Raw genomic sequence first — 1,428 nt, forward strand, 5'->3', positions numbered from 1 at the left:
TCCTTGCCATAATATTCCACATCTTTTAATGCATGAAAATAACGCAGGTTAATATCAGCATGGAACGCGCCATTGTCATATTCTAACGCGACCTGTGGCGCAATTACAAAGCCCATGTCGTCCTTCGCCGAACCCGAATCGCCAACAATGTTCGTCGGCAATGCCCCCAATTTTTGAATCGCCTCTTGCGTCTCGGTGCTTAACCTGTTCCAAATGGTGTAGGGAATGCTAACCACCCGATAGCCATGTTCAAAATCATCAACCGACGCCAATTTTAACGCGCTTGATTTGGTCTGCATCGCCTTGGTCCATACATTATAGGCCACCGGGTATTCGGCATCGGGGTCATCGACACCATTCAGGCCGTCGTCGTCAATTACAACAATATTGCCGGTGTTATTTTTTAAATAATCGACTATCGCCGCATCACTGCTGTCGGTTGGGTGGTTGCTGTTACAACCGAACCAGCTGTTGGCGGCTTGGCGACCAACGCCCGCGCCTTGCGAATCGGTCAGCACGCAGGCGGTGGCTATACCCAACACCGCGCCGTCGTAATCTTTCAAATGGTAACTGGCACCGCCGACAACCCGCGCCGCCGCGTTATTTGCCGGCGATGGCGACCGCCCCCATGCCACGTCTGACAGGCTGAAACCAACCCCAACCCCCAACCGCAACCCCCAGTGGTTGCGCGAATCGAGTGCTATCCTGTAACTCGGCGTGATGGTAAAAATATCGTATCTTGCGCTGTAATTATAATCGGTCACGCCATTGTTGCCGCCGCCGCCGACCCAATCGTGATTAAAACCGGTGTAATCAACCGACAGGCCAAACCCGCCGCCCCAAGATGGTTTATAAAGCAACGACGCGCCATAACCCACACCGCCGGTCGCGACTGATCTGTTATTGCTTTCCTGGCCCGCGCTGGATTTATGCCAATCACCGGCGAGGCTGTAAACATAGCCGACGGTTGCCAACAATTGCAGGTCGCGATTTTTTTGCGCCGCGCCACTCACCATGGCTTTGTCGCCGGCATTGGCGGCATTGGCGATATCAACCAGGCAAATGTTAAAAACTATACCCACCAGGCTGGTGGCCAATTTGGCAACAACCATGCGGCGGCGCATGATTAAAGTTTTCATGATTGTCCCTTTCTGAAAACGGCGGTCGCTTCATATTGCGGCCGATTACAAATTCATCCTTACCATAACACAACCTTTAGCAGAAAGTCAATAAATTCGCCCTATTTGTTTGCGCTATCACTTCGTTACTTGAGCGCACGCTTCGCTGTTTGAGGGCAATGTATTTGCCCTATTTGTTTGCGCTATCACTTCGTTACTTGAGCGCACGCTACGCTGCTTGAGGGCAATGTATTCGCCCTATTTGTTTGCGCTATCACTTCGTTACTTGAGCGCACGCTACGCTGCTTGA

Annotated in this window: 1 protein-coding gene; it reads right to left on the bottom strand. The window is 51.7% G+C overall.

All coding sequences use genetic code 11. The features are described from left to right. On the bottom strand, positions 1-1,139 hold a 1,139-nt coding region (locus QM529_07660; GenBank protein MDI9314530.1), incomplete at its 3' end, for a hypothetical protein. Positions 1,140-1,428 lie beyond the last annotated feature (289 nt).

The organism is Hydrotalea sp. (assembly GCA_030054115.1).
GTDB lineage: Bacteria > Pseudomonadota > Alphaproteobacteria > JASGCL01 > JASGCL01 > JASGCL01.